Below are 22,018 nucleotides of genomic sequence, written 5' to 3' on the forward strand. Positions count from 1 at the left end.
CCTTAATTTTAGATGGGTGCACTCGCTCAGTAATTTTAAAGACTTATATCAATATCGATGTTATTGGCAATGTCAGAAACAATATCTTTACCCGTATTCACAATCAACCGACCTGCTTCCACAATCAGATCAACAGCATCCAATGGATTGATCGAATTCACGATATCATTCATTACGCTAGAATCTTTTTGCTCTTGTTGGGATTGCTGTTCTAAATTTTCATTTTCTAGATTACTCACTTTCTTCTCTCATAAAAATCATAAATCCTATCGGGTTATCTCATAGATTTCCAGCACGTGATTCAATACAGGTGAAATATGCCCAACTCACTCATAACACCAATCGCTAGCATTTATTAACTGTCTTTATCAAAGATATGTTAAGTTGAAGTTTGATCTTGTATATTTACTTTTGACTAGTATTTAAGCAATATAATAAAACTAAGCTAACTATTTAAATAATTTTCTAATTAAGCCTATCCTGTTTAAAAATCAAATCCTATCAAAAAATAAAATATAAATCGTCAAAATGTCGAAATAAAATTATTCTTATTTTTGGAAGTATAAAAACTCGCAGTTATTTAATTCCAAAAAACAGAAAATATTTTTTCTTCGCCTGTATTTCTAATCTTAACTTTATACCCTGCTTTCTTAAATTCCTCACCCAAATTAATTATTTCATGATGAGTGAAATCTTTAGTGATATATTCACTTATAAACAGCTCTCCTTGATCCGCTTTTAACCGAATTTGGGTCTTCAAAAAACTTTTAAGCTGATCAATTGAAAAATACAGCATGTGATTTGAATCTATTTTATTGTCACTCATTTTTGGTTTTGGCATTAAAAAAACTCATATTAAAGAATGTCAAAAATATTATGATCAACTTAACTTTGAATTGAGTATAAATATTGAAATATCATGTATTCGGTTGAAATCAATCTATACGATTATTTTTTAACAACTTTTAAGCAATGATGACAAACTTCCAACTCACCATCTTTACAATAATGTGTTTCAATTACGCGATGAAAGCCAAAAATACATTTTATGAATTGAATCAAAATCAACTCCTCCATAGGGTAAAAGCTCACCTCAAGATGAGCTTTCCCAGCCAGCAATTTTATTATGGAAGCCATATTCCAGTTGGAACATTTCCCAATAAGTGTACGAGTAATGTTAAAGCTACAAACATGAAAAAGAAAAATGCAATGCTTATTGATTTGTGTATCATGATTTCACCTCCACTTTATTGTTGTTTCTTTTTTATACAATAAATCATTTAAAATATCAAATAATTTAAATAACTTATAATTTATTTTTTACCATTTGTTAAAATCAACCTTTCGATTGCAAAAAGATTGCAAAGCTAAAACTAGCCTAATCAACTCAAATTTAAGATACAACTGGGGTATAAGGTCTACCTATTTCAGTGAATTTATTCGAAACTGCAATTCTCGTATGCACTTCATTGACCTGACTTAAAAAGTACTTTGCTGATAATTTATCTCCTAATAACCTAATTCAGTGCATCTTGGTTTCAACCAAACTTCGAAGATGATAGCCTGACCAATTTTCCCACATTGTCCTCCCCAAATACTTAATCGTTCTTAGTTGTTGTTTTCTCTTTAATGTATGAGCTTTTGTATCTTTCCAAGGCTTTGCATTTTTTCTCGACAGAACGATAGAACGTGTATGTCTATCTGAAATCACCTATCAACAGTATTTTTTGTCATAAGCTCCATCCGCATAGTTGGAATCTATATGTTTATTTTTGGAATTTAATCAAGTAAATCCCTGAATACTTTTGAATCTCCCACGATATTTGTAGTGAGCTGAACAGCACGTATTTACAATGTTTTAGTATCAATACCAATGTGGAGTTTACACCATTGTCGACAATATTCAGGCTAAGGTTTTTTACGCTTCCATTCTCCTTCAACTAAAAATTTCATACCTGTAGAGTCAACTCATAGGTGAAGTCCATCTCTGCTTTGTTCTAAGCTAATTGCAATATCAGTATACTTTTTTTCTTCCAAAAAGGGTTGAATAATCTGGTGCAGTCCAGTCTAATCTGCAAAGACGAACGAGACTTTGAACAAATCCTGTGGTTATTCGTAAAGTTAAACGAAAGAGAGATTTAATTATTAAACAGTACTGAATCGCTTTATCTGAGTAGGTTTGATTTCGTCCTTGTTTGTATATTGATTGTGCATAGCGCTGAGTAATTGGAATCAAACCAAATAGTGATATTGCCACAATTAATTTAAATCTTCGCAGTATACTGCTCATGTAAGGAAACCAATTCGTTATACGATATATTTTGGATGCAGACTCATTCATCTAAGAGTTATATTGCTGAATGAGCCTTTAGAGATAGCTTTGTGCAACTAAGCCAAAATTAACTACCAAATAATAAAAATAAGAGAATTCATAGATTATCCTAAATTATAGATATCTGACTTTAAACCAAATATTCCAAGGCAAAGCTGACTGATATAAAAAAGGCACATTTGCGCCTTTTTTATATCTAAAGTATATTTAAACAATAATATTTAGTTTTTTAGTAAATAAGTTTTAATAATTTCATTCTCATCTAATATCATCAACTCATCAGCTACCCAAAAAATATAAAACTCGTTTTTAAACTTAATCTTTCTTTTCGAATAGTTTGTTACTGAGTCTGACTGGTTAGCTTTTACTTTAAAAGACTTTTTATTATCATGTCCTAGCAGCTTACTTCCGTGCCAAGGTCCACCTATACAAATATTCATAATGTTTGAATTAAAAAATGTGGTCTTGAATGTACATTTAAATCGTGGAATAAACAATCTATACCTTGGTATAAATTTTAATCAAAAACTTACTCTCATAATTCGTCCCTATGGTGCATTATTTAATACTTTATCAGCTAAAGCTAAAAAACCAGCTCAACAATTTACGATAGCAATTCCTAATATTGACTCCCTCCAAAAATAACGTGATAAAAATCACATTAAACACACAATATTTTTGAAATAAATAGAACAATTCATCTTATTTCCTATTTTTAAGTAGAAGTCAGAAACCGATTGTTTATTGTCTAACATAAAATTAATCAACCCACCTAAAAAAGGTGGGTTGATTAAAGACTTAGATAGCAAGTCAAAGTGAAAAGCACAACCTTCTTCACTGATTAAATTTTACACAATTCATATTAACATTCAAATAAAATATTTTACCTTTTGGTAAATCTTCATATATGTATCGTCAACTTTATGTAACAGCCTCATTATTTAGACTAGAAAAATCAAAGATTTTGTGCGAAAAAAGCTAAATCATCAATCTTTATAGATTCACAACCCTCACATTTTCTATTCTAAATTTATCTCATATTATGCATATAAAAACTAAATAAAATACTGATATATATACTATTTTATTTAAAATAATAGAACTTGATTTTTTTTGGTTATTTTAAACACTATTAAAAAAAAGCGATTTTGAAATATTTAATACTCACTGATGACCATAATGCTCATTGGCATTTATTTTAAAGATAACACAAATAAATATTCATAAAGAGAGGGTCATGTGGGTTTGTAAATCATACAAAATGATAGAAAAATAGAATAGGTTCACTACAATAATAATAGGAAATCTTGCATGTAGCCAGTCAGACACTAAACAATGAACTTAAATTCAAATTTCCCTTTATAATCAATTTCATCCAAATAATCTTTAATGTCATGCGCTATATTTTTAAAAGTATTTAAAACATCACTTGGTGGATCAATCATAACTTCAATTTTATAATTTTCATCTTCTCTATTTATAGTATGTGTATATGCACCATCACAACTCATTCTTAATTCTAGATCATGCTCAATCTTTTTAGTTAAGTTATTTGTTATCAACACAATTTTTGAAAATCTATGCATATTCCTTCTTTCCATAATCAGATAAAGAATCTCGCAATTCCAACCAAAAATCCTTTTTAATTAAAAGTTTGATCAGTCAGAGAAGCGATGGCGCTTGAGCTACGATTCACTATATCGTATTTTATAGATATAATAATTCAGGTTTAGTAAAATAATCAACTGTTAAAATTTAAAAGATTCTACTATTATGAGATTTCTTTCTCAAAAAATTAAATTTTTTAGAACTTTTATAGATAAATTATTATCATTAATAATAGCACATTTAAATAAAAAATTTAATAATATCAAAAATATACATAGGATAATTTTATCAAAAATCATTGTAACATTTCAAATCATGTTCTTAAACTTCAATTCCCAATAAGACTCTATCGATCTGAGCTTGATTAATAAGATTGTGGCTTAGTAGGTTTCTTAAACAAGTTAAATGGATTAGATTGAATCAGTCGCACTGTCGCAAAGGGTCTAGCTTTATTGGTAATAAAGAAGCTCAAGCAACACTTGATGCTGAAAAATCCAGTACAGATAATACTAAATAACAAACAATCCAAATGCTTCAAAAAACGGCTTTAGCTGGAGTGAATGCAATTGTTGGAATGGCGAATGTTGTAGCTGGTGATGTTAATGCGAGAACTCAGTCGAATAACGAATATTCGGATAAAGCAGCGATTAAAGAAGGGGCTAAAGGTAAAAAGCAAATAGATTTTTTAAAAACTTATTGGGGCATGGTAGTTAGAATCGAAAAACGTTTGATGTTAAACCAGAGTATATATTAGCTCAATTTTCAGGTGAAACTGGGTGGGGAGAACATATAAATCCAGGGGCAAAATTTAATCTGGGAAATATTATGGCAGGTTCTTCTTGGAAAGGAAAAACGGTGAGAGCATGGGATAAAATAGAAAAGTCCTACGACCCTTACAGAGTTTATGACAGCCCTGAACAATTTGCAGATGACTATATAAAAACAATAGCAAAAGCAGGACGATATAAAACAGCTAAAGGTGCAAAAACTCCTGAAATGTTTTTTCAGTTCTTAAAAATTCAGTTTATGCTTCCTATAAAACTATGTATCTAAAAATTTAACCATGGTCAAAGATGTTAGTCAGCACCTTAGTCTTAACAATGTATCTCAATCAGATAACCCATCAAAGCCTAAAACCCAGATTAACAAGGAGATACTTTCTAAATTTGCTCAAAATGCAGAAATTCCAGACAATATTAAACCTGTCTTTCCTAATTTCTATAATACTCAGTCATCTAATCGTATTGTGAATATCAATCAGAAAACAGATATTCACGTTAGCGGTATTTCTGATCCGATGTTGGCAACTCGAAATGTTCGTAATGAACAAGACGCGATTAATCTGCAAATCACTAGAAATTCTAAGGGAGTGAAGGTTTAGTTAATTAATACTCACTGGTGTATCTGATCTTTTGAACTCTTTGCCATATTCAGAGTATTCATTATCTTGAATTGAATAACATGTTTTTACATTATCATAATCATCTCGATAAGCAAAAATACTTCCTTGAGTGCATAAGAGTGAATTATTAACTGAGTATTGGATTACGGGAGGTTTTCCTGTTAAATCTCCTTTTTTATCTTTAAAACCTAGAATTCCATCTCTTAAAGGTAAAGCTAAGCCATTTTTTGTATCTAAAGCAATAAATCTAAATATTTGAGGTGATGAGCTTAGGTTGAGAAGAATGTACTTTTGGTTAAAATTAGGTTTTTGTGTTTTTAGAGCATTTTTGTATTTAGCCACGTTTACTTTTGAGCAAAAGTCGAAATCATCATAATCAAATTGGCATTCGGTTGTAGCTTTGTATGGAGCATTAGCCCAAGCCCCACCACTAATTAAAAGAGTTAAAAGGAATAGTTTTTTCATTTGTTTGCTTCTCTAAAATTGTGTTTACTTGATTAATTGATAGGACTAAGGCGACCAAATAATTTAAAATCTTTAGCTTTAACCCAACCTGAAGTATCATTGCCGTTTTTATCTATATACATTACATAAAGCCAAGTTTGATTTTCGTTCTTAAATTCCTGATAAGCTATAACTGAATCATTCTGAATAATAAATACACCTTTCAACTTACATTCGCTTGATGGTGCTGAATGAAAATATGATCTAAATCCCTTTTTTGTACCTTGAACTGTATAGGAATACTTTGTTCCGTAATGCATGCCATTATCATCTGCTATCTTCGATAGGTAATCACATGTCTTAGCCCAAGCCCCGCCGCTTAATAAAAGGGTAAGAATTATTAGTTTTTTCATTTATTTTCATCTCTAAAAGTGTGCTTACTTGATTAATTAATAGGACTGATACGATCAGATATTTTTAAGTCATTTTCTTTAATCCATCCTGAAGTATAAACTCTATCTTTAGAGCCATACATCACATAGATCCAATTGTGGTTATCATTAGTAAACTTTTGATAACCAACCACTGAATCATTAGGAATTAAGTAAGTCTTAGCATATTTACATTTATTCGCCGGTGCAGAATGAAAGTATGCTCTATGTCCCTTTGGTCCTTTAACAACAAAGCTGTATTCAGTTCCATAATGTATGCCTTTTTTATCAGCTATTCTGTTCAAATCTTCACAACTTGCCCATGCCCCAACACTAAACATACAACAAGCAATTAAAATTAGTTTTTTCATTTATGGATCCCTTTTTTATTCACTCTATGATAGATTTTTTACTGAAAAGAACAAGATGCAGTTAATTTATAGATGACTAGAAACTCGGGGGAATATTTTTCATGAAACATATTATCTTTTTTAGCTTAATAAGCCTTATAAGCTGTTCAGTAATTGCTAAAGATTGCCTTGAATTGGTATCCTCTACAAATATTAGAGATATGCTATTCTAAGAAATTAAACTCGGCAGCAAAGAAACTGCTTTTAATATATCAGAGTAAATAAAAACTCTTGAACCTGACTATAAGCAGCAACTAATAAAAGCTCAAAGGCTTTGGGTGCAATTTAAAGAAGCAGACTGTATCATGAGTTAAGTTATTCAACCATCATACACATACACACGATGATACAAGGATCGATCTGCTGTATGTGTTTATGTTAGTTTATATAAAGCAATAAAAAATCCCTAAATCATTATAATTTAGGGATTTTTTAAATCATACAAAGCTATTTGAGTTTATATGACTTTAATATCTTGGTAGGTATATCCAGACTCGAACTGGAGACCTCTACGATGTCAACGTAAAGTTATTTTATTAAATATCAATTTGATAAGTTCCAATTGTCGTATATTTGTCGCTTTCAATAATTAATCTCAATAGCATTAATCATGTAATTTAATTATTACGCATGATATTGTTGTTTTATGCATAAAACTAATATAAAGTGCAGTTACACAAACAATTTAGGATTATTCTTATGGCATTTCGAGCTAATGAAATTGCATTAGAAAATAAACAAAAAGCTGAAAGGTTCTTACTTTCAAATTTAATGGATCTTACTGAAATAGAGAGACAAAAAAGTCGTGCTTATCTTCATAAGGTGATTAACGAATTGGGACCAGTTGTCGATACATATCCAATATGGCATCCCTTAATTGTCGATAAATCTAAATGGCAGTTTTACAATACTCCTCACAGAGAAACTGGCTACAATAAGTTAGATCATACGATATTTTTCATGAACGGATTTATCACTTGTCCATATAATGCCGCTTCTAATTTTGGACAAGACGTAATAGATGCTGTAAATGCATTTCCACCAATTCATGGTGTAACTATTACTGCTGATAGAGCACCTGTAACTCTATATAATTCAGATACTACGGCTATAATAGTTAAGTGTATATGGCATTCAAAATCCATCAAATCAACCACACTTCCTTTATCGGAAATTATGCCAAAAGTAATTAATACGGCAGTTGAAATTAATAAGTTGAAACACGCGAGTTTCTCACTTATTGATATGGAACCTTACTTGTTAGGCCAACCATGCGGGAAAAGGTCATCTCTTTTTGTAGACCAAAATACAGGTCTTGCTATTAAGAAAATTTGGCAAACTTTAATAGATTCAGAAATGATTTAAAATATTAATAATTTCAGACATCATTTTTGATGTCTGTATTATTTGATAACACTATTTGCCTTAGTCAGGGACGCGGGAGTTGAACCCGCTTACACAATAAACAATAAAGCTGTATAACATTCAGCGTGTTTAAAATCAATGAGTTAAAACATTTAAGATTGATAGTATATCACTAGATTTCAAATATCTGTGGCAAAAAATGTGGCAAAATCTCAAAGTAATTTTTTAACTTTTAACATTCGTTAATCCACCCTTGTGTATAAAAAACATACATCACATAAATTTATTTAATCAATGGTGTTTATCTTATAAAATTTATTCATTATAATAATGTGTATTCGATCGACTACAATAAAGAGGAACTTTCATGGTTGATATCAAACGTCTTCCAACTTTCGATGATTGGATAGAAAGCATCAAAGATAATACGACTCGCATTAAGTTGAATAGAAGGTTAGACAAAGTTCAACGTGGTATTTGGGGTGATGTTAAATATCTTCAAGATAGTGTTTGGGAAATGAGAGAGTTCTTTGGACCAGGCTGGAGAATGTACTACATTAAAAAAGGTGATGTAGTAATTGTAATGCTTGGAGGTGGTGATAAATCTACACAGCAAAGAGACATTGATTGCGCTGTAGAGTTATCAAAATCATTAGAGGATTAAAAGATGGTTAAAATATCTGAACTACCTAGTTTTGATATGGCAGAAACTCTTAAAACTGAAGAAGATATTGTTACTTACCTCAATATTGTTCTTCAAGAAAATGATCCTGCCGAATTAGCTCATGCACTTGGTGTTATAGCGAAAGCAAAAGGTATGACTCAAATTGCAAAAGAGGCAGGCATTGGTCGAGAAGCTTTATATAAAGCCCTACGCCATGATTCTGCGCCTCGTTTTGATACAATTAATCGTGTATTAAATGCTTTAGGTTTAAAAATCACAGTTCAAGCTGTTTAAAAATTGCAAGAAGCAGTTGAACTTCTTGCAAGAAATTGAAAAAATCTACCGTCAAGAATAGGAGCTTTAACTGTCTAAAGCATCTTCCCAAACTTTTGCATAATCTGCTACTAATTGAGCTTTATCAGTACCATTGATGATTCGACGAGCATTAACATAGTCAGACTGCTGTAGATTAATATAGTCATCCAGCTTCTTGGTAGTAAACCATCCTTCTTTTGAACCAAGAACCAAAACTTCAGCTGAAATTGCAGATTGCATTGCTAAATCTGGGTTTTTAAGCAATTTACCACCTAGACCCAGTTTCTGGTCTGCTTTTTGATAATTTAATTGCCAGGTCAATTGAGTATGTCCACGACCATACCAAGGATAATAACGTAAGTTTTTCTTTCGCCAATCTTCACTTAACCAATAGGCTTCACGAACTGGTTCCATTGTCGCATTTGTCTCATGATATGCAGTCGCAAGCAAATATGCAATTTGTTGTAAATCACTAATTTTGTATTTACTTACTGCATTTAAAATTGCATTGATATTGTCAACATGAGCCTGTGTAAGTTTACCCTTAAAAAGTTTTTCGCGTACTAAATCAAAACCTTTCTTGCTTAAACCAATTCTAGGTATCGCAACTATAGGCTGAATTAATTGTTCATCAGGATGCAAAGATGGTTGCTTTTTTAAGCGAGCCAATATCATAGCAACACCGACAAATGCACCCACGTATTCTTTCCATTGTTCTGGAATTGAGTTTTTGACTTCTTGTGGAATAACATTCCATAAAGTCAAAAAGTGCTCAGAGAATAAACTCAAAGCAAAAAAAATGGCGCTTAAAGCGCCGATCTGTACTGATTTGAGTTTATATGACTGTTTCCAGTTATCTATTAATTTCATTATCTACCTTCTTTTCAATTAGATTGCTCACAAAATGAGTACCCATATAACCGATACCAGACGCCAGCCCGACAGCTACAATTTGCGGAATATGCATCCACTCTAAAAACGTCCAAACACCAACAGCAAAAAGACCGCACATGATTGATTCTGCGAAATCTCCTTTGCCTGCCTTCTTTTTCGTTCGTAAATACGCCATGACAAACCCCATAAAAAATGAAGTGATTGCAGTTCCAAATGTGCTAATCAGCTCTTGAAACCATTTCCATAATTCCATGCCACCCCCCTATTTTTGGCAATAAAAAAGCACCCGGTTGGGTGCCTTAGATGTTTGATGTTTAGTAATTTGTGACGTCTAGCACGAATGATGGTGCGTACCCTTGTCGTGTGGTTGAGTCAACCATCGTATCATTTAATGTTTCACTAAATTGGTAGCGCTGCTGATGCACCCTGTTATCAGATGTAATATAAAAAGCTGCTATGTTGATATTATGAATAGTCTGAGGTGTTCCAGTAGGACCCGGGGGAATGGAAGCATATACGTTATCACTAGCATCGCCTGTTATCATAATGGCTAACTTTTTTGCACTATCAAACTGTTCAGAGGTAGAAGAATTGGTACCTGAACCTGTAACAGGAACACCATTAACCGTCCACGTGGTTAAATTGTTGGCAGCCACACCTAATATTTTTAAATATGGCATGCCTGAATCGTATGTCACTCGACCATTGGCATCGTATACTCGCAGACCATAAGAAGATGATGTAACTACATTTGAACCATATAGGAAATATTTAAGAGTACCAGGATCTCCACTCACCCATATATAACATGTCATTCCAGAGGATGTATTACTCAGGTTGGTTTTGGAGACTCGCACAGTCTTATCCAACTGAATAGCTACACTAGGATTTAAAATAAAACTAGGATAGGTAAGTTTATACAATCTTCCCCCATAAGGAGGAATTGTATAACTACCTAAACTAGCAATAGTTCCTGAAACAATTACACCCTGATTCATGTAATTGTTATCAATAACAATGTTACCTGTATCAGGGTTATAAATAGTTAAACCATAGGTCATCAATAAACCCCATAAACAATAGGGCTATTGATATTTTCATATCTAATGGTACGTGCAGCATTATCAATAGCAAGTAATCGGTTAAAAGCGTAATTAGGCACATTAGTATCCTCTGCAGCAGGTTTTGTTAGACACAAATACGCAAATATATTTCCGGGTAAGGAAATATTAATTGTGCCTGTACTACCTTGCGCAGTTGCCGCAGGAGTCATAGTTCCTATAACTCTAGTTAATCGATCAGTTACCTCTTGAATCGGTTGTCCTGCTGCATTCCAACATTTTAATCCGTAAGTCATTACATCTCCTATTTTTTTAAGTTGCCTAATTGACAGCGCAACACTCCCCCATTTTCAGGATCAAATACCTTAATGAAATCATCAGATATTAAAAGTCCGTTAGTGAGAGTTCCTAATGTTCCGATTTTTACGGTTAAAGCACTTAAACTATCGGCATAAATGCGATTAGCATGCACATACCCAATATTTGCCATCTCAACATACATTCCTCTCGGTACCACGGTACCATTCGGTAATGTGATAGGCGTATTTTGCAAGACCATTAGCGGTTTTTCTGGTATCTCTTCCACGCCAGATGGTGCACCAAAATACACAGCATCATAGTTAAAGATCATTGTTGCAACTTTACCGTCATTCATTGAACCACGGCCTGCAACATGACCATTTACATCTGTTTTAATGAACTCTTGTGCATAAATGCCATCGATTGATGTTTGCTGAGTTTGAATACTCGCAGTGTTGTCATCTACAGTGGTTTGAATCGTATCAATACGTGAAGACTGTGCAGATTGAGCATCAGATATAGTTTTTATCTGAGTAGTCACAGAAGCTTGATTTTCATTCATCTGAGCAATCACTTGATCAGTACGAAGTGATTGAGCCACATCCTCCTCAATCCTCGCTGATTGTTCAGACCAAACGCCTGCAAAGCCACCCTCATTACCAATTAAGTCGTTTTCAGACCCAATTAAAGTGGGATTGACTTGAGCATAAACACCATCAACCTTAGTTGTTGTTGCTGTCAATTTATTGTCAACATCAGCAACTTTCGATTCAACAGTACTTAATGCACCAGTTGTCGCATAATTGCCTAGCTTCGCTTCAACAGCATCAACCTTCGATACAGCAGAACTTGCATTCGTCACAGCCACATCAGCCTTAGATAAAGCAGTTGCAGAATTAGTTAATGCATTATCGGCTGTACTTTTTGCCGAAGTTGCCGTTGCGTTGGCTTGTTGCGCCATTGATGCTGCTGCACTTGAATCGGTTACCGCAGTATTGGCTTTAGTTAATGCACTGGCTGCATTAGTTTTTGCTGTTGATACATCAGATTCAGCAACATCAACGCGGCTATCTAATGCCTCAATAGAACTACTGTTTGCTGTTGATTGTGTCACAGCAGTTTCGGCTTTTTGCTGTACTGAAGATAAGGCTGAATTATTACTCGAAATATAGTTATTTAGAGCAACTGTATTCGCAATATCCCCGTCAACTCGTGCTTGAACTTCTTGCTGTGCTAATGCCTGTACATCATTGATTTGCGCAACTGTTGTATCAATACGCTTACTAAGAGCAACATCCTCCTCAATTCTTGCAGATTGTTCAGACCAAACGCCTGCAAAGCCACCCTCATTACCAATTAAGTCGTTTTCAGACCCAATTAAAGTGGGATTGACTTGAGCATAAACACCATCAACCTTAGTTGTTGTTGCTGTCAATTTATTGTCAACATCAGCAACTTTTGAATCAACAGTACTCAATGCACCAGTTGTCGCATAATTACCTAGCTTCGCTTCTACAGCATCAACCTTCGATACAGCAGAACTTGCATTCGTCACAGCCACATCAGCCTTAGATAAAGCTGTTGCAGAATTGGTTAATGCATTATCGGCTGTACTTTTTGCTGACGTTGCTGTTGCATTGGCTTGTTGCGCCATTGATGCAGCCGCACTTGAATCAGTAACCGCAGTATTTGCTTTAGTTAATGCACTGGCAGCATTAGTTTTTGCTGTTGATGCATCAGATTCAGCAACATCGACTCGACTGTCTAATGCTGTAATTGCAGTTGCATTGGCATTTGACTTTGAAACTGCTGTTTCGGCTTTGGTCTGAACATTTGCAAGCGCAGTATCATTGCTAGACTTGTAATTGTTCAAAGCTAATGTATTTGCTGAATCTCCATCTTTTCGTGATTGAATTTCGGCCGTAAGTCCATCATTCAATTTTGAAACAGCGAGTAAACGTTCAGACTTTTCAGCTGCTAAATCAGTATTCGCTTTTTGAGCAATAGTCGTTACTTCTTGAATAGCAGTCTTGCGATCTGTAACTTCAGTGCTAACTGCTTTATTTACATCCTGAAATGCTTTTGTTCGCTCAGTACGTTCAGTCGCTAAATCATCATTTGCTTTTTGAGCTAAATCTTTCGCTTGCTGCACCGAAATTTCAAGTGCCGAAATATCACCATCAATCGCATCTATATGATCAATCTTGGTCTGCAAGTCTTTATGCAATTGGCTTTCAGTGATTTGCTCATGCAAAAGTTCAAGCACATCTGAAGCATCTGCAGAAGTCACACCACTGACCCAATCAGACCAATCACCCACATTACCGATTCGATCAACTAAACGACCACGGTAATACTGGCGTAAGTTTGGTTGCATCCCTTGAATGGTATGCACCGTTGTTGGATAGGCAAACAAACCCAGTTGAGTAATATTTGATGTGCTGTCTGGTGAAACTTCAATTTCGGTATAGGCAGTATCAAGTGCACCAACAGCAGGAAACAACCAAGTTAATTTCATACCAAATAAAATACCTTCAGCATGAATGTTCGCGAGTTTTGGTGGTTTGCCTTGCTTGCCTTGAAGTGCAGTAAGAGCTGAGTTTGCTGCTAAAGATGTAATATCGAAAGCAGAAATAGCCGTTACACGTGCTTGATAATTACCTGCATAAATGCCTGGTATTTCAACGGAGGTTGCACCAGTGGTCGGCATCTTGATCCAAGAATTATTATCTTTGCGCCATTCAACTAAGTATTTAACTGCATACTCTGCCTTGACCCACTTAATAATCATTGTTGCAACATTGATACCTTGTTGTACTGAATCATAGGATTCAATTTGCACATTCGTTGCTGGCGCTTGTACAACAGGATTAATGATTGTTGTTGGCACATCATCAATAAATGCACCATGATCAATGGCATCATATTTAGCAGCATTGTATTCAACAGCAGTAATGGTAAATTGATGTTCATCATCTTGAGTCAGTGAAACAACTCTAAATTTACGTGTTTTTAAATCCGTTGAATCAATATTCCAGGCATTTTGTGCTGCTATCTCCCCCACATTAAAAGCTTGTGTAACTTTAACGATCTGACCATTGATTGAAGCCAATTGACGTTGAACAGATTGGCCAGATTCACTATTAATATAAATAATGTCATTCGGCTGAGCCAAAACATCACGATCCAGAGTGATGGTTTTACGATCTGCTGAAATGGCTTTGATACGACCACCAATGAAACGGCCAGCAAAATCATTATCAGCCACAGAAATAATTTTCCCTGGTGGCGTGATTTGACCGTCTAGACCTACTTTAAAAGTGACTGTCTGAGTTTCATTTTGCTCTGAACGTAAAGCCCACAATCCAGCGCGCTGAGCCTGACCACGACTCGTACAGCCCCATGCATCAACATCTACAATTCGGACTGCTTTCGCTTCAGCAATTGCACGTTCATCCCGGACGATCTCATAATCAGTTTTGTAGCGATTCTTTGGATCATCCCATGCAACTTTCGCAACATTATGACGATCTCGATTACGGGTACCAGAGCCCTCAAAATTGCCATCAATCACATTGGCATTGGTATAGGCATAATAAACATCATCTGGGGCATCAGCCTCACAAATAATTGAATCACCATCCCAATAACTGATTGCACGAAACAAACCCGCCAATTTAGCGAGAATTGAATAAGCATCTTCAGCAGATTGAATATAAATATTGCAGGTGAAACGTGGTTCTAATCCCCCTTCACCATCTGACACCATGCCATCACAATATTGCGCTAAACGATACAGACTGGCTTTATCCAGCATTGCATCAGTGATTCTTTCACCTAAACCATATCTTTTAGCGGTACAAAGATCATAGTAAATCCATGCAGGATTGTTTGAATAAGCACGTTTAAATGAACCATTCCAAATACCTGTATATTGCCGTGTTTCAGGATTGTAATTTGTTGGTACACGTACCTTAATCCCCTTTGCTTCAACTGCTACCTTTGCAGCATTAGAAAAAGTTTGAGCATCATACTGAAGTGATAAAAGTGCTGTATTTGGATAGCTTAATTTTGCATCAATAACTTCAGAGTAAGAGTCGATATACATTTTATCGGTAATATAGTCGCTATTCGCTGGCGGTGTTAAGCGTCGAACACGAATATTCCAACCTGTTTCGGCTTTTGGCAGATCTATACGGTGTGGTCGTACATAAGCATCAGAAGTCTTGTCATCGATTGCTGTATTGATCATTTCAACGTAAGCCGCACCATCTGTACTGATATCAATTGCATACTTAATCAATACACCAGTCACATCACCATTTTTTGGATTAGTGGTTCTTAATGCACCAAAACGTAAAAGCACACGTATAGCATCAATACTGGTATTTGAAATAGATCTCACCCATTGAGTAGTAAGCTCTACATTGACATCGTTAATATTTGATGTTTCAACAAACCCCTCAATATAATCTTGGTCATTGGTCCCTGTGCGAAAATCACGTGTAACTGACTCAAAGTTGCTATTGCCTGAAGCATCTAGAATGGGTGTGTCATCAAGATAGACTGATTTCCAGCCATTGGCCAAGCCTTCAATTTCACCTTCAGTCATACCCATTAAGATTTTGTAATAAACAATACTTTGAGCTGAATCAGAGGCTACAACAGGCGTTCTTGATTTGCTTGAGCCTGCCTTAGCTCCTTTAATATTTGCATTCATACTTTATCTCAGGCAATAAAAAAGGCGCATAATGCGCCAGGAAATAAAAATAATTACAGTTGATCTTCGGGGTACTGGCCAGCGGAAATAATAAAACCACCAATCTCTCTTTGGCCGTATAAGATGGGGACTGGATTACCTTGGCCAACAGTGGTGACTGCACCGCCAAAACCTTTATTGGCTTTATTACCATCACTATTGGCTTCATCGGTTTGGGCTTTTGGCATGAGCATTGAGGCAATCCCACCGACCAACATCCCAATACCAGCTCCGATCACTGAAGGAGCCATAGCTTGCGTTCCAGGGATATACATCATCACCACGCCAACAACAATCATTACAGCCCCAAGAATGGTATTGAGTAATCCACCATCTCCACCGGCACCCGTAACAATGGGAACAATTCGAATTAATTCACTTGCTGTCTGCATGTCCACTTCTTTTTCGGAAATAGTTTTACGCTTATCAGTGAATACAGCAAAACGTAGGCCTTGTTTATGTGCATTCAACATAAAATGCTCAAGACCTTGTATTTGAGCTGAAAGTAATCGCATTGCTTCTTTTACAGAATTAACTTCTAGGCACCATTCTTTGCCAAACTGTTCTCTAAGCACTCCGTGAAATCGAATTGTTTTGTACATTTTTATGCCTCAATATTTTAACTGTGCGCTCTACCCAATTTGGTCCATATACAGTGCGTTCTGATTCACGGTTATATGGATGATGTAAAATCAAAGTCGAACCAATACATGGTTGAGTATTTTCAGATTTCAATGTCGCTTGATCGCCAAGCCATAAAACAGCATGATTAGGATGCTCAGTGCGTCCAACCTTACAAATGATCATGTCACCATACTGGGGTTCGAAAACTTCATAAAAGCCTGCTTTTTCAAAATTATCTAAATACAAAGAAGCATGTTCTTTTGATTCCCACCACTTATCATCACGCTCAAAATCATCAAGCTTTATGTCAAGTTCACGTAAATAAAAATCACGGACTAAAGCATAACAATCTTGCCAACCATGGAAATAATGACGGCCAATCAATGGCGCCTTATAGCCAGTTGGGTGAAACACCTGGATATCCGTATCAGGATAAGCACATATAATCCATGGTTTTCCGTGAAGTTCTATTTGATGCTTATCTAATGGTGAAGCAACTGCTGTACCATCAGGATGACTATGCACATAAGCGTCAATTTCACCTTGATCTTCTATTTCAGCTAAGGCTTGATAATCAATTTCAAAATGATTTTTTGCATCTGTTGAAATATTTGGAAGCCGAATAAATTCACCATTCTGAACAACTCCACACATTTCATGTGGATAGGCTTCCATAGCAGCAGTGACAATTTGTTTTTTTAGCTTTGCTTTGATTTTCATAGATCACCCAAACATATTTGAGGATGGAAACCCACCAAAATTTTCTTCGTTATCTCGTAATCGACATGAACCAAATCGCCCAACACACTTGTCTTGACTTGGATCGTCTGTTGGCTCGTCTTTATCAGTGAAATATTTCATCCCAGTATATTTACAAGATTCTCCACGGTAATCGCCACGCATTGCCCAATCACAATATCCAGTGATATTTCGAACAGGTATTTTTAACCCCTCAAAATCAATAGGATTTGAAAGTTCAAATGTCACTTGAGTAGAGTTTTCAGAGGTTTTTTGCTCAATGAACCAATGCTGTATTTTTGATTCATTTGGATTAGCCAATAGATTACCTTGTGTAAAGTTCTCAGCATCAAGGTACTTGGCCAAGGTACGAATTACTTTAAGTTTGGCACCTGCAAAATCTTTAAATCGATAACAATATGCAGATACAGCGCCTTGGATACCATTGATGTAATTGGCCATACTGAGTGTTGGTGATGATGCCTTACCATCACTGCGCATTTCCAAACCATCGACTTGTAACGCCATTGGCTCAAAAGTCTGGCCATTAAATATAATGTTGCGGTGCCAGACCTTTTCATCACCAACATCATATAGTTTACCGATTGAGCCTGTATCTGAACCAATCAAGCCATTTGAACCAATTGAGCTATAAATCTTTTCCCAGTCTTCATATGAAATATGGCCATGGAAACGCAAAACGCCAGCACCTAAAGGGCTGGCATCTAATTCGAATAATGTGATTAACCCATATACATACAGCTTTTGAAAATCACTGTTCAGGCTCATTATTTATACCCTTAAGTTGATCAATTTCAGCTTTTAGAACGCGAATAGCTCCCACTAAGTCAGCAATGATCGCACGATCATCCACTCCCCAATATTCACCCTCTGAATTAGGCGGTATTGCATATGCCGGGTCAATACCATTCACCTGTTGAGCCATGAAGCCTCTTTTTGGCTGAGATGAGACATCAGGATTAGTACTCATCCCCTCTTTTAATGTGTAATTCCAAAGTTCTAATTTTTCGAGACGATCAATACATTCATTTTCGTCAACAATTGAAACTTTATCTTTAATACGCTCATCAGAAGTCGCTAAAGCTAGTGTTCCAGATGCTCTTGGGAAATAGACATTTATACGACCAGTGTTAGATTCACCTTTATCCCTGTATGCGACATAAAAAGAAGCTCCAGATGATGACTCCAAAGCTGTAGAGTTACCAATTACAGAAGCATCAACAGAGTCGGGTGCGCTGAATCTCAGTCCAGCATAAGAGCCTTTAATTGTGGGCATAACAGCAAAAGTTTGCGCAGCAGCCCATGTATTTGGTGATGCTAAACGCGGTGGAGTCGGTAGCGTTGTTGCACCGGAAGTACCAGCCAGATTGTCATAAATTTCTGTAAAATTCGCATTCGTTTTAGTGCCAGTAGAGCGAAAAGTATCTCCACCAGCACCAGTAGGTGCAGTACCTAGATTGATTGTTTGCTTAGCCATATTTTTCTCACTAAAAAGCCCCAGCTAGTGGGGCGTGAAGTTGGTAGATTGAATTATTTTGCTCTAAGGGAGCCAAGCTCAGCTTGTAATGTTGTAACTTGGTTGGCTAAAGCAGTAATAGTGGCTGTACAAGAATCTATTTTAGATCGGTTTGCATCATTTGAACTTGTTAAGGCAGCAACCTCTAATTTCAAATCGGCAATAGTTTGGTTTAAATCTGACATTTTTGTATTCCTGTTTTAAGTTAAGGGTAAAAAACTTGGGTAAATGTGGTTGAGATTTGCCAAAGATTTGAACCCAAATCAGTAATCTGATAATCACCAGCTTTTACTCTGATCTGTCCATCATTAGGCGAAACCCATAAAAAAGAATCGGCACCTTTATGATCATCCAAGAAGTTCTTAATCTGTGTAATCACTGCTTCAGATGCTTTACGATTAAACGGCCAACTACCTCGCTTATTATTAATACCGACTGAGATATTTTGCTCGTAACCATCACCAAACTGACTACTTAAAACCTTAAAGCTACTTGTTCCTGAGTTGCCTTCTAAACTTGTTTCCCATGTAAAGATTCGATCACTCATCAACGACCTCTCACAAAATTAAATATCACACCACCTTGCCCGCATGCTTTTCTAGCCCAAGCATCCATAGCATTATTCAAACTTCCCGCGATTTGTTTTTGCCCTTTAGTATCAATTTTTGCACCTGAATCACTGAAAACAATACTTTGCGAGATTTGAATCTTTTCGGAAAGACTACCCTCACCTTTAGATTGTTGATCAAGGAATGCCGTAAAATCACTATTTTGACGCTTTGATAAAACTCGTTCACCTTCATCTAAAAGCCATGTTCCCTCTTCAGGAATATTATCTAAACCATCATGAGCCATACCGACTAAACTAATAGATTGAATAGTTGAAACAATATTTGCGGTTTCCATCGCTACAGTTGCAGCTGCTCCCAAATTTGCAGGGAATGGGAGTGACATTGCATTCGCAATACCAATCTGAATTGCCATAATTGACTGAGCAATCGCAAATCCTTTTTCAATTGCAAACATAGCCTTATAAGCTGATGACTGTTCACCCCCAATAGTTTTAAACATATCAGAAAATGAACCAGCAATTGACTCTCCAGAGTTAAATGCTAGAGAGGCCCGATCAGCTTGATATTGCCTCTCAGAATCCAAAAGTTTCTTTTGGTATTCATCCTGGGTAATTAATTGCCATTCGAGTGCTTGTTTAAATGCTTCATTTCGACTTGATTGTGCATCCTCTGCTGATGTGTCAATACCAGCAGCATTTTGAAAATCACTCCAAGCTGATCGACGTAATGAATCATTTTCAAAGTCTTGAGATCGATAGGAGGCGTTAATATAAACTCCTCTATCTTCAGGTGAGATACTTAAATCTTTTGATGTTTTTGCACGTTCAATCTCATATCGAGCTTCCATATTTTGAAGTTGAGTATGAAATATTTCTTGAGCATTACTTAACCTTTCAGCCTGCTCAAGTTGCAACCATGCCATCTGATTTTTATAAATTTCTTTTAAACTATTTATCCTTTCAGTTTTCTCACTATCGCTCATACCTTTAGTAGCTAAGACTTTCTGTTTTTCTAAGTCTAAAGTTTTTTGAAGCTTCTGTTCTTCTGTCCAAGACCATGAATCTAGATCAGATTCATACTCCAACAAAGTTACTTTCTTTTTTGCTTCACTTAAAGCTTTAGCCTCGTTAAGCATTAGAATTTTAGCATTAGGCTTTAATGCTGCACCTTGAATAAGTTTAGTTTGTTCAGCTAAATCGTAATCTATTCTTTGAAATTCGGTTCCATACTCATATAGTAGTTTCCTACCTTCTTCATATGCCTTATTTACATCTTTTTGTGCTTTATCATGTTTATTGGTCGATTTTGCAGCTTTATTCTGTTTATCTTCCCAATCCTTCAAACCATTGTTTAGACCTTGCATACCCTTTTTAGATTCTGCCATCGCTTGTACAGCTTTATTGACTGTATTGTCAAAAAGTTTAGTAATAGAGCTATCAACATCTTCCACAATTTTACTGTTGTCATCCATTGCCATTTTTGTCGCACTTGAGCTAGATGTTGCTACACCAGCCCAAAGAACAGCCATTTTAGAAAGATTAAATCCAGGAACAAAATCCATCATATTTGACTCTTTTTTAGAATCAATAATGTTTTTGGCATTAACAGCATCAACTGCTAATCCTGCTACTGCATTTGTAACCAATTTTACTGATGCATAAACTCCTAAAGCAATTGCAGCAACACCTTTTAATACAACACCTAAAGTCTCTCCAGCATCTGTAAATAAATTAGTTTCAGCAGTTGCACCTGATAAAGATTCACCTACCGCATTTACTGCTGGAATGAAACCTTGAATAAACTGATTTTTTACGCCTTTTACCTGAAGATTAAGCAGATCCATCTGAACTTCAAGCTCCCCAGCTTTTTCAATTACGGTTTCATCCATAATTACACCAGCACGTTCAGCTGCTTCGCCCCAAAATTTAAATCCTTCTCCACCATTTTTTAAAAGTGGTAATAGTTTAGTTGTATCTGAAGCAAGACTTTCTAAATAAAATGAAATCTGCTTTGTAGTCGCTCCTGCTTGTTCTGCCTTATCAACATATAGTTGTAAGGCTTGAGGCCCGCTTAGATTTTGCATTTCTAGGGCTAGTTTTCGGGCACCAGCTGCACCACCTTCTGTTTTAATTGCTATTTGTTCAAAAAAATCTGCAGCACCACCTGAACCTAAACTGGTAAATTCCCCTAATTTCTCATTTACATCTTTATATATATCAGCCAATTGTTCTGACTCGAAACCAAGCGTTTTGGCCCCAACTGCCATTTTTTGAAATTCAGTAGTAGAAGCTCCAGCAATTTCAGCAAAATTTGTAACTTCACTTGCTGCTTCGACATACTCTTTTGTCATTGCTGCAAGTGCTGCAGCAGCTACTGTTCCACCTGCTAATACTGCTGGCCCCATTTTTTTGGCACCATCTACAATTTTTGTGAAAGTATTAGATGCAGTTGTTTGAGCTGCTTGTAAACTTTGTTCAAAACGAGCGGTGTTTGCATCAAGCAAAATTTGCACACGGCTTAATATATCTGACATAAATACCACCCAAAAAAAACCTCGCATTT

General features: G+C 35.7%; 25 protein-coding genes and 1 pseudogene. 7 read left to right on the forward strand and 19 right to left on the reverse strand.

Annotation, left to right across the window (positions count from 1 at the left end):
• Nucleotides 1-35: 35 nt before the first annotated feature.
• From AC4CVF_RS10125 to AC4CVF_RS10140, 4 genes and pseudogenes are all read right to left on the reverse strand, one after another.
• A complete protein-coding gene (locus AC4CVF_RS10125; protein ID WP_419327368.1) occupies nt 36-239 on the reverse strand; it encodes a hypothetical protein in 204 nt (67 codons plus the stop codon).
• A gap of 341 nt (nt 240-580) precedes the next feature.
• Nucleotides 581-841, reverse strand: coding sequence for a hypothetical protein (locus tag AC4CVF_RS10130; protein WP_336953166.1), 261 nt, complete (start codon nt 839-841; stop codon nt 581-583).
• A gap of 552 nt (nt 842-1,393) precedes the next feature.
• A pseudogene (locus AC4CVF_RS10135) lies at nt 1,394-2,341 on the reverse strand (IS5 family transposase).
• Between the two features lie 1,319 nt (nt 2,342-3,660).
• Nucleotides 3,661-3,918 carry a hypothetical protein gene (locus AC4CVF_RS10140; protein WP_336953168.1) on the reverse strand — a complete coding sequence of 86 codons (258 nt, stop codon included), beginning with the start codon at nt 3,916-3,918 and terminating at the stop codon, nt 3,661-3,663.
• A gap of 551 nt (nt 3,919-4,469) precedes the next feature.
• Between AC4CVF_RS10140 and AC4CVF_RS10145 the strand changes: the two genes are divergently transcribed.
• Genes AC4CVF_RS10145 through AC4CVF_RS10155 form a run of 3 tightly spaced genes read left to right on the forward strand, consistent with a single transcriptional unit; the run spans nt 4,470 to nt 5,321 of the window.
• Nucleotides 4,470-4,694: a hypothetical protein gene (locus tag AC4CVF_RS10145; RefSeq protein WP_490789350.1), complete on the forward strand. Its 225-nt coding sequence runs from the start codon at nt 4,470-4,472 to the stop codon at nt 4,692-4,694.
• Nucleotides 4,688-4,993: a glucosaminidase domain-containing protein gene (locus AC4CVF_RS10150; protein ID WP_419820721.1), complete on the forward strand. Its 306-nt coding sequence runs from the start codon at nt 4,688-4,690 to the stop codon at nt 4,991-4,993. The genes AC4CVF_RS10145 and AC4CVF_RS10150 overlap by 7 nt, the downstream gene beginning before the upstream one ends.
• A 10-nt stretch (nt 4,994-5,003) precedes the next feature.
• A complete protein-coding gene (locus tag AC4CVF_RS10155) occupies nt 5,004-5,321 on the forward strand; it encodes a hypothetical protein (protein WP_483770011.1) in 318 nt (105 codons plus the stop codon).
• Here AC4CVF_RS10155 and AC4CVF_RS10160 read toward each other — a convergent pair whose 3' ends face one another.
• Genes AC4CVF_RS10160 through AC4CVF_RS10170 form a run of 3 tightly spaced genes read right to left on the reverse strand, consistent with a single transcriptional unit; the run spans nt 5,322 to nt 6,588 of the window.
• Nucleotides 5,322-5,807: a hypothetical protein gene (locus AC4CVF_RS10160; protein ID WP_483770012.1), complete on the reverse strand. Its 486-nt coding sequence runs from the start codon at nt 5,805-5,807 to the stop codon at nt 5,322-5,324.
• Between the two features lie 32 nt (nt 5,808-5,839).
• Nucleotides 5,840-6,199 carry a hypothetical protein gene (locus tag AC4CVF_RS10165; protein ID WP_490789351.1) on the reverse strand — a complete coding sequence of 120 codons (360 nt, stop codon included), beginning with the start codon at nt 6,197-6,199 and terminating at the stop codon, nt 5,840-5,842.
• Between the two features lie 32 nt (nt 6,200-6,231).
• Nucleotides 6,232-6,588 (reverse strand): hypothetical protein, encoded by a 357-nt coding sequence (locus AC4CVF_RS10170; RefSeq protein ID WP_336953176.1) that lies wholly within the window; start codon nt 6,586-6,588, stop codon nt 6,232-6,234.
• A 260-nt stretch (nt 6,589-6,848) separates the two neighbouring features.
• Here AC4CVF_RS10170 and AC4CVF_RS10175 point away from each other — a divergent pair, with 260 nt between their 5' ends.
• The 4 genes from AC4CVF_RS10175 (at nt 6,849) to AC4CVF_RS10190 (ending at nt 8,950) form a co-directional block, all read left to right on the forward strand.
• Nucleotides 6,849-6,941, forward strand: a complete 93-nt coding sequence (locus AC4CVF_RS10175) for a lysozyme inhibitor LprI family protein (RefSeq protein WP_419327541.1) — start codon at nt 6,849-6,851, stop codon at nt 6,939-6,941.
• Between the two features lie 385 nt (nt 6,942-7,326).
• Nucleotides 7,327-7,992 (forward strand): hypothetical protein, encoded by a 666-nt coding sequence (locus tag AC4CVF_RS10180; RefSeq protein WP_490789352.1) that lies wholly within the window; start codon nt 7,327-7,329, stop codon nt 7,990-7,992.
• A 367-nt stretch (nt 7,993-8,359) separates the two neighbouring features.
• On the forward strand, nt 8,360-8,656 hold the full coding sequence (locus tag AC4CVF_RS10185) for a type II toxin-antitoxin system RelE/ParE family toxin (protein ID WP_490789353.1): 297 nt from the start codon (nt 8,360-8,362) through the stop codon (nt 8,654-8,656).
• A gap of 3 nt (nt 8,657-8,659) precedes the next feature.
• On the forward strand, nt 8,660-8,950 hold the full coding sequence (locus AC4CVF_RS10190) for an addiction module antidote protein (RefSeq protein WP_490789354.1): 291 nt from the start codon (nt 8,660-8,662) through the stop codon (nt 8,948-8,950).
• A 66-nt stretch (nt 8,951-9,016) separates the two neighbouring features.
• Here the strand turns inward: AC4CVF_RS10190 and AC4CVF_RS10195 are convergent, their stop codons facing one another.
• The 12 genes from AC4CVF_RS10195 to AC4CVF_RS10250 all read right to left on the reverse strand — a co-directional run bounded on the left by AC4CVF_RS10195 (nt 9,017) and on the right by AC4CVF_RS10250 (nt 21,989).
• Nucleotides 9,017-9,841 carry a DUF7940 domain-containing protein gene (locus AC4CVF_RS10195; RefSeq protein WP_490789355.1) on the reverse strand — a complete coding sequence of 275 codons (825 nt, stop codon included), beginning with the start codon at nt 9,839-9,841 and terminating at the stop codon, nt 9,017-9,019.
• Entirely contained in the window at nt 9,825-10,118 is a 294-nt protein-coding gene (locus tag AC4CVF_RS10200) for a phage holin family protein (protein WP_034614483.1), read from the reverse strand. Before AC4CVF_RS10200 ends, AC4CVF_RS10195 begins: the two co-directional genes overlap by 17 nt.
• Nucleotides 10,119-10,179: 61 nt before the next feature.
• A complete protein-coding gene (locus AC4CVF_RS10205) occupies nt 10,180-10,926 on the reverse strand; it encodes a hypothetical protein (protein ID WP_490789356.1) in 747 nt (248 codons plus the stop codon).
• A complete protein-coding gene (locus AC4CVF_RS10210; RefSeq protein ID WP_419259580.1) occupies nt 10,926-11,222 on the reverse strand; it encodes a hypothetical protein in 297 nt (98 codons plus the stop codon). Before AC4CVF_RS10210 ends, AC4CVF_RS10205 begins: the two co-directional genes overlap by 1 nt.
• Before the next feature lie 8 nt (nt 11,223-11,230).
• The gene (gpJ, locus tag AC4CVF_RS10215; protein ID WP_490789357.1) at nt 11,231-15,946 is read right to left on the reverse strand and encodes a TipJ family phage tail tip protein; all 4,716 of its coding nucleotides are present in this window, start codon (nt 15,944-15,946) and stop codon (nt 11,231-11,233) included.
• A gap of 53 nt (nt 15,947-15,999) precedes the next feature.
• Nucleotides 16,000-16,587 carry a tail assembly protein gene (locus AC4CVF_RS10220; protein ID WP_490789358.1) on the reverse strand — a complete coding sequence of 196 codons (588 nt, stop codon included), beginning with the start codon at nt 16,585-16,587 and terminating at the stop codon, nt 16,000-16,002.
• Nucleotides 16,553-17,329, reverse strand: a complete 777-nt coding sequence (locus AC4CVF_RS10225; protein ID WP_490789359.1) for a C40 family peptidase — start codon at nt 17,327-17,329, stop codon at nt 16,553-16,555. Before AC4CVF_RS10225 ends, AC4CVF_RS10220 begins: the two co-directional genes overlap by 35 nt.
• A 3-nt stretch (nt 17,330-17,332) precedes the next feature.
• On the reverse strand, nt 17,333-18,136 hold the full coding sequence (locus tag AC4CVF_RS10230) for a phage minor tail protein L (protein ID WP_490789360.1): 804 nt from the start codon (nt 18,134-18,136) through the stop codon (nt 17,333-17,335).
• Nucleotides 18,120-18,845, reverse strand: a complete 726-nt coding sequence (locus AC4CVF_RS10235) for a tail fiber domain-containing protein (protein WP_490789361.1) — start codon at nt 18,843-18,845, stop codon at nt 18,120-18,122. Before AC4CVF_RS10235 ends, AC4CVF_RS10230 begins: the two co-directional genes overlap by 17 nt.
• A 53-nt stretch (nt 18,846-18,898) precedes the next feature.
• Nucleotides 18,899-19,069: a hypothetical protein gene (locus AC4CVF_RS10240; RefSeq protein WP_490789362.1), complete on the reverse strand. Its 171-nt coding sequence runs from the start codon at nt 19,067-19,069 to the stop codon at nt 18,899-18,901.
• A gap of 20 nt (nt 19,070-19,089) precedes the next feature.
• Complete coding sequence (locus AC4CVF_RS10245; protein WP_490789363.1) at nt 19,090-19,431, reverse strand: phage tail protein; 342 nt, start codon at nt 19,429-19,431, stop codon at nt 19,090-19,092.
• On the reverse strand, nt 19,431-21,989 hold the full coding sequence (locus AC4CVF_RS10250; protein ID WP_490789364.1) for a hypothetical protein: 2,559 nt from the start codon (nt 21,987-21,989) through the stop codon (nt 19,431-19,433). Before AC4CVF_RS10250 ends, AC4CVF_RS10245 begins: the two co-directional genes overlap by 1 nt.
• Nucleotides 21,990-22,018: the final 29 nt, after the last annotated feature.

The sequence above is a fragment of the Acinetobacter sp. LipI_19 genome, assembly GCF_058242925.1.